Raw genomic sequence first — 6,736 nt, 5'->3', positions numbered from 1 at the left:
GGCGGGTCGTGGAGCGCGCCGCGCTGCTGGCACGCCTGCTGGAGGCGCGCCGGCATCGCTGCATCGTGGTCACCGGGCCGGCCGGCTCCGGCAAGACCACCGTGCTGGCGGCCTGGCGGCGCGAGCTCATCCCGCTGGGTTTTGACGTCGCATGGCTGTCGCTGGCCGCGGAGGACAACGAGCTTCCCCGCTTTCTCGATTGCCTCGTGGCCAGCGTGGCCGAAGTCGATCCGGCCCTGGTGCGCGAAGCCGCGCTGGTGGGGGGCGGTGGCCAGGGTTCCGATGCGGCCGAGCGCCTGGCGATCTCGCTGGTGCACGGCATCGCGGCCCACCCGCGCGAACTGGTGCTGGTGCTGGACGACGCGCACCACCTGAGCGACCCGGCGATTCAGGAAGCCCTGCAATGGCTGCTCGACTACGCACCGCCCAAGCTGCACATCGCCCTGGTCTCGCGCAGCGAACTCCCTTTGTCGCTCGGCCGCCTGAGAAGCCAGGGCCAGACGCTGGAAATTGGCTGGCGCGATCTGCGCTTTTCGCTGGCGGAGACCGAGCAGTTGCTCAAGGCGCAGCTCGGCGAGCTGGACGCACGCGCCACACGCGCCTTGCACGACCTGACCGATGGCTGGGTCGCGGGCCTGCAGCTGCTGTCCATCGACCGCAAGAAAAAACCGCACGACGCGGCCATGCCCGTGGCGCTGCGGGATGCACAGGCCTTCGCGCGCTACTTCGAGCACGAGGTGCTGGACCGGCTGTCCCCCGTCGAGCTGGAGGCGCTGGTGTGCGTGGCGCCCTGCAGCCGTTTCTGCGCATCCCTCGGTGCGGCCTTGATGGGCCAGCCGGACAACGTGGGCCAGGCGGTGGCGTTTCTGGCGCGGCTGGAGAAGGACAACCTCTTCGTGGTACCGGTGGAAAGCCCCGACCCCGAAACCTGGTACCGCCTGCACCCGCTGCTGCGCGAAACCCTGCTGACCCGTTTCAGCGCCATGGACCCGCAACGCCAGCGCGAGATTCACAACCGCGCCTGGCTCTGGTTCCGCGACCGGGACCAGCTCGACGAAGCCGTCCGGCACGCCGTGCAGGCGGGTGAAGCCGCGATGGCGGCCGACCTGGTCGAGCGCTGCGCCCTGCCCTTGTTCGTGCGTGGCGAACGGCGCACACTGATTTCGCTGCTGCGCCTGCTGCCCACCGAACAGGTCGAGCAACGCTTCATGTTGTGCATGTGGACCGCGCGTTCGCAGCTCTACATGCGCGAGCTCGACGCGTGCGCGCACAGCCTGGACAGGATGGAACAGCGGCTCGCGCCAACCGATGTGCTCCAGCGCTTCCACCTTGCCATGCTGCGGGCCACGCTGTGCGTGCAACGCGACGACAGCGATGGCGCATTGAAGCAGCTACCCCACCTGCTGAACGCGCCGCCGGGCGTGGACGCGGTGGCACTGGGTGGGCGCAACAACATCCTGTCCTGGCTGCACATGCACCAGGGCGAATACGAGAAGGCGCGCCGCGTGCAGCTCGACGCGCCGCCGCTGCTGGTGGACGGCGTCCCGCTCACCAGCACCGCGGGCGGCAGCCTGCAGGGGCGCTGCCTGGTGGGCCTGAGCTACGCCTTCGAAGGCCAGATGACGCATGCCGAGCGCATCTACCGCGCGGTGGTCGCGGAGGCCGAACAGGGTGGCAAGGCGTGCGTGGACACGTACTACCTGGCCATTGCCCTGCTGGGCGACGTGCTCTACGAACGCAACGATGCGCAGCAGGCGCGCGCGCTGCTGGAAGACAAGGTCGATGTGCTCGAACGCATCACCATCCCCGACGCGGTCTTGCGCGTGTTTCGCCTCTTGTCGGCCGCGCACTGGCAAGCCGGCCACCGGCTGGAATCCTTCACCTATCTGGAGCGGCTGGAAGACTATGCGACGCGGTTCGGCCTCGACCGTTTGCTGGCCTACAGCCTGTCCGACCAGATGCAGCGCCACCTGCTGCTGGGCGAGATGATGACAGCCGAAGCCGTGCTGGCACGGCTGGATGAGGTCGACGCACGGCACCCCCAGGTGCAACAGAACTCACTGGACGAAATCCGCGAACTGGCCGAACGCGCGCGGGTGGGCCTGGCCCTGGCGCGCGGCGACTTTGACAACGCGGCGGTCCGCCTGGTCACCCTGGTTGAACAATGCGAAGCACGTGGCCGCCAACGGGTGGCGGCGCACATGCTGGCCCTGAGCGCCGCCGTGGATGCCCGGCGCGGAAGGCAGGACGCAGCGCGTCAGAAGATGCTGGAAGCGCTGCGCCGCGGACACAAGCTCGGGCTGTTGCGCAGCCTGCTGGATGCCGACCCTGGCGTGCGCAAGTTGATCCGCGAGCTGGCGCAGTCCGAGACCCTGGACCCGGTGCTGGCCTTCTACGTGCAACGGCTGGAGTCCACCCATGCCCGGGTGCCCATGCCGGGGACTGATGCACCGCAGGCGCCCGACCGCAGCACCGCGAAGGTGGACGCGGACATGTTCAGCGAGCGCGAAATCGAGGTCTTGCGGCTGCTGGCCCAGGCCATGCCGAACAAGAAAATCGCCCGCGCGCTGGGCCTGTCACCCGAGACCGTGAAGTGGTACTTGAGCCGGCTCTACGCCAAGCTGCAGGTGGCCGGCCGCGACGAAGCCGTGGCACGCGTGCGTGACATGGGCTGGGGCAGCTGAGCACCCGCGCCCCCCCACCGCGGGTGGCGCCACCCACACGCTCGGCCGACATCATGGGCACACGAGGCCCACGTTGTGTCGGGCCCTCCCCCAGAGGACCCCATGGCGAGCGAACCCATTTCCTTGCGCACCTCCCAGCTGTCGATCGACGACGGCGTGGCCCGTTTTTGCCACCAGCGCCCCACGGCACGCAATGCCTTGTCCGCCGAGTTGCACGCCGACTACGCCGAGATGCTGGACCGGGTCCAGGCCGACCGCAACGTGCGCGCGCTCGTGATCACCGGATCGGGCGGCAGCTTCTGCGCGGGTGGCGACCTCAAGGCGGCCCTGGCGCGCCAGCAAGACACCGATCCCGAGGCCAACCTGGCCGACGACATGCGCACACGCATCCGCAACTACCACGGTTGGATCGAGCGCCTGCACTCGCTGGAAATGCCGGTGATCGCCGCGGTGGACGGGCCCGCCGTGGGCGCGGGCTTCTCGATCGCGCTGGCGGCGGACTTCATTCTGGCGTCCAGCCGTGCCGTGTTCTGCATGTCCTTCGCCAAGGTGGGCCTCGTGCCCGATCTCGGCGCCTTCTACTTTTTGCCGCGCGCCGTGGGCATGCCCAAGGCCAAGGAGCTGGCGTTGACCGCGCGGCGCATCAGCGCGGCCGAGGGCCAGCAACTGGGCTTCGTTCATTCGGTGCACGCGCCCGAAGCGCTGGACGTGGAAGCCTTGTCGTTTGCCCACCGCTTCACGGCGGGCTCGCGCGAAGCCATGGGCCTGACCAAGAAGCTGTTCAACCGCAGCTTCGAAACCCCCTACGCCACCCTGGCCGAACTCGAAGGCCAGGCGCAAGGCATTGCCGTCACCACGCGTTACCACGCCACGGCCGTGGCGGGTTTCGTGAATGGCACACCCGCCGCGTACGACTGGGATCGCCCCAACACCCGATGAAGACCCGCATCACCGACTTGCTGGGCATCCGCTACCCCATCGTTGAAGGGGGCATGCAATGGGTAGGACGGGCTGAGCTGGCGGCGGCGGTGTCCAACGCGGGCGCGCTCGGCATGGTGACCGCGCGCACCCTACCCACGCCCGATGCCTTGTGCCGGGAAATCGCCCGAACCCGCGCACTCACGCATGAGCCCTTTGGCGTCAACCTCACCTTGTCGTTGCTGGACCAGACGCAGCGTTACGACGACTGGGTCGAAGCCATCGTGGACAGCGGCGTGCGCATCGTGGAGACCGCGGGCAACAACCCGCAGCCCGTGATCGCCCGACTCAAGGCACACGGCATCACCGTCATCCACAAATGCACCAGCGTGCGCCATGCGCTCTCGGCCCAGCGCCTGGGCGTGGACATCATTTCCATCGACGGCTTCGAGGCGGCGGGCCACCCGGGCGAAGACGATGTGCCCTTGCTGGTGCTGTTGCCCGCCGCACGCCGCGCCCTGTGTGTGCCCGTCATCGCCTCCGGCGGCATTGCCGACGGGCGCGCCATGGCGGCCGCCCTGGTCCTGGGCGCCGACGGCGTGAACATGGGCACCCGGTTCATGCTGACGCAGGAGTCGGCCGTGCACGAACACGTGAAGCAGACGCTGCTGGCGGCGAGCGAACGCGACACGGTGTTGATCAAGCGCAGCCTCAAGCGCACCGCGCGCCACTTCGACAACACCTTGGCGCGCGAGGTGCTGGCCCTGGAACGCCGCCCGGGCGGGGCCAGCCACGACGAGCTCAAGCACCTGCTGTCGGGCGCGCGCGGGCGCAGCGCGCTGGAGACCGGTGATGTGGGTGCGGGCCTGATCACCGCGAGCCAGGTGATTGGCTTGATCGACGACCTGCCCACCTGCGCCGAACTGGTGGCGCGCATGGTGAGCGAATGCCGGGCCGCCCTCGACGCGGCGCACAACCTCTTCGGTTCGAACGGGATTGGAAACGTGAAATGAAAGGCGAGACCATGACGACACACGATGCGGCGCAACTCCACGAGGGCTCGACCGTCGCCGCGCTCTACCGCTCCGCCTTCAAGGCGTTTGCATCGCGCGACGCCCTCGTCGGCGACGGCATCTGCCTGAGCTACCAGTCGCTGGAGCGGCGCTGCCAGCAGGTCGCGCGCCAGCTCAAGGCCATGGGCCTGCGGCACCAGGACGGCATCGCCCTGCTCTCGGGCAACCGCGCCGAGGCCGTGGTGCTCAACATCGCCGCGCAGTGGCTGGGCCTGCGCCTGTGCGCCCTGCACCCGCTGGGGTCGGCCGAGGACCAGGCCTTCGTGTTGAAGGACGCCGGCATCCGCGCCCTGGTGATCGACACCCCTCTGCACGCCGAACGCGGCGCCGTATTGGCGGGTCTCGGCATCGTGGAACACGTGCTCACGCTGGGGCCCGCACCCTTCGGCCACGACCTGTTGGCCGCCGCTGCGCAGCAGGACGACGGCGACCTGCCGCTGGAGGTCTTGCCCGGCGACATTGCGAAGATTTCGTACACGGGGGGCACCACTGGGCGCTCCAAGGGCGTGGTGCAGCGCCAGCGCACCGCCGTGACCATGACGTTGCAACAGCTGGCGTGCTGGGAATGGCCCGCCGAGGTCCGCTTCCTCGCCGCGACACCGCTCTCGCACGCGGCCGGCGCCTTCGTGTTGCCGACCTTGCTGCGCGGTGGCACCGTGTTCTTCATGGACAAGTACCAGCCCGACCGTTTTCTGCAGGCCGTCGCGGCCCACCGCATCAGCTGCACCTTTCTGGTCCCCAGCCAGATCTACGGCTTGCTGGACTGCCCCGCGCTGGCCGATGCCGACCTGAGCGCCCTGCAACGCATCTGGTACGGCGCCGCCCCGATGGCGCCCGCCCGGCTGACCGAAGGCCTGCAAAAGATGGGTGCCATCTTTGGCCAGGTCTATGGCCAGGCGGAGGCACCCATGACCATCAGCTACCTGCGCAGCGACGAACACGATGCGCAGCGGCTGGCCTCTTGCGGACGGCCCTTGCCCGGCAACGAGGTGCGCCTGCTCGACACCGCACTGCGCGAGGTCGCGCCCGGCGAGATCGGCGAAGTCTGCGTGCGCGGCCCGCTGGTGATGTCGGGCTACCTGGACCGGCCAGAGGAAACCGCCAAGGCGTTTGCGGGCGACTGGCTGCACACCGGCGACCTGGCCCGGATGGACGCCGACGGTTACCTCTATCTGGTCGACCGCGCCAAGGACATGATCATCAGCGGCGGCTTCAACGTCTACTCGGCCGAGGTGGAGAACTGCCTGGCCCAGCACCCCGCCGTGGCGTCGAGCGCCGTCATCGGCGTGCCCCACGCCAAGTGGGGCGAGGCCGTGACCGCGCTGGTGGTCCTCAATCGCGGCGAGCAGGTCAGCGCACAGGAACTCACGGCCTTTGTGGCCGAACGCAAAGGATCGGTGTGCGCGCCCAAGACGATCTCGTTCGAAACGGAACTGCCCATGACCTCGCTCGGCAAAGTCGACAAGAAGGCCCTGCGCGTGCGCTGGGGTGTCACACCGGCCGGCGGTGCACCGGCCAGATGACGGCGAGGGCGGGGCCGTCGGCCCGGTAGGCCTGGCAGGTGCCCACCACATGGGGCCGGGGAATCGGCCCTTCGCCGGCGTGTTGTGCGCGCAAGCTCCCGTTCTCTCGCCGCATCGCGAACCAGGTCTGCATCGCCGTGGTGGCCAACGGTCCCAACAGCTCCGTCAAGTGGGTGCAGCCCTGGATGCCGCCGACCCGGGCTTTGACCGCGCGGGTGAAGCCCGGTCCGATCTTCAGCCCCTTCAGTGCCGCGTAGGCCGGCGGCGCTTCCCCGCACCAGGGCGTGGGCGTGTCGTCCATCGCGGCCACCACGTCCTGGATCACCAGCTCGGCATCCAGCGTGACCGTCAGGCGCATGCCGTGAATCACCTCGCCCGCATCGAGGCGCTTGAAGTACAGGTCGGTGCCGCCAGCGGTGATGTCCTGCAGTTGCGCCTCGACCTGTAGCGTGCCATCGCCGCAAGCGTAGCCGTTGCAAGTGACACGGCGCGTGTGCACCAGGGTTCGGGTGGGTGGGGTCGAAAGGGTCTGCTCCAT

The 6,736-nt window shown here is 68.9% G+C and carries 5 protein-coding genes; 4 read left to right on the top strand and 1 reads right to left on the bottom strand.

Annotation, left to right across the window (positions count from 1 at the left end; all coding sequences use genetic code 11):
- From FFS09_RS30140 to FFS09_RS30125, 4 genes are all read left to right on the top strand, one after another.
- Positions 1-2,684 (top strand): winged helix-turn-helix domain-containing protein (locus FFS09_RS30140; protein ID WP_252374575.1); only part of this gene is annotated, 2,684 nt, incomplete at its 5' end.
- A 102-nt stretch (positions 2,685-2,786) separates the two neighbouring features.
- Positions 2,787-3,623, top strand: coding sequence for an enoyl-CoA hydratase/isomerase family protein (locus tag FFS09_RS30135; RefSeq protein ID WP_137922585.1), 837 nt, complete (start codon positions 2,787-2,789; stop codon positions 3,621-3,623).
- The gene (locus FFS09_RS30130) at positions 3,620-4,615 is read left to right on the top strand and encodes an NAD(P)H-dependent flavin oxidoreductase (RefSeq protein ID WP_137922584.1); all 996 of its coding nucleotides are present in this window, start codon (positions 3,620-3,622) and stop codon (positions 4,613-4,615) included. Before FFS09_RS30135 ends, FFS09_RS30130 begins: the two co-directional genes overlap by 4 nt.
- Before the next feature lie 11 nt (positions 4,616-4,626).
- Positions 4,627-6,198 (top strand): AMP-binding protein, encoded by a 1,572-nt coding sequence (locus tag FFS09_RS30125; RefSeq protein ID WP_137922583.1) that lies wholly within the window; start codon positions 4,627-4,629, stop codon positions 6,196-6,198.
- Here FFS09_RS30125 and FFS09_RS30120 read toward each other — a convergent pair.
- A partial coding sequence (locus FFS09_RS30120; RefSeq protein WP_137922582.1) for a DUF2889 domain-containing protein occupies positions 6,167-6,736 on the bottom strand: 570 nt, incomplete at its 5' end. The two genes, FFS09_RS30125 and FFS09_RS30120, sit on opposite strands and share 32 nt — an antisense overlap.

Source organism: Hydrogenophaga sp. 2FB, from assembly GCF_005503365.1.
GTDB lineage: Bacteria > Pseudomonadota > Gammaproteobacteria > Burkholderiales > Burkholderiaceae_C > Hydrogenophaga.
Note: the sequence above shows the minus strand (reverse complement) of the source record. Positions and strands in the feature narration are given on the sequence as shown.

Excerpts from the sequence above, each read along its gene's own strand:
- FFS09_RS30130 (WP_137922584.1), top strand. The coding sequence starts at position 3,620 with ATGAAGACCCGCATCACCGACTTGCTGGGCATCCGCTACCCCATCGTT.
- FFS09_RS30135 (WP_137922585.1), top strand. The coding sequence starts at position 2,787 with ATGGCGAGCGAACCCATTTCCTTGCGCACCTCCCAGCTGTCGATCGAC.
- FFS09_RS30125 (WP_137922583.1), top strand. The coding sequence starts at position 4,627 with ATGACGACACACGATGCGGCGCAACTCCACGAGGGCTCGACCGTCGCC.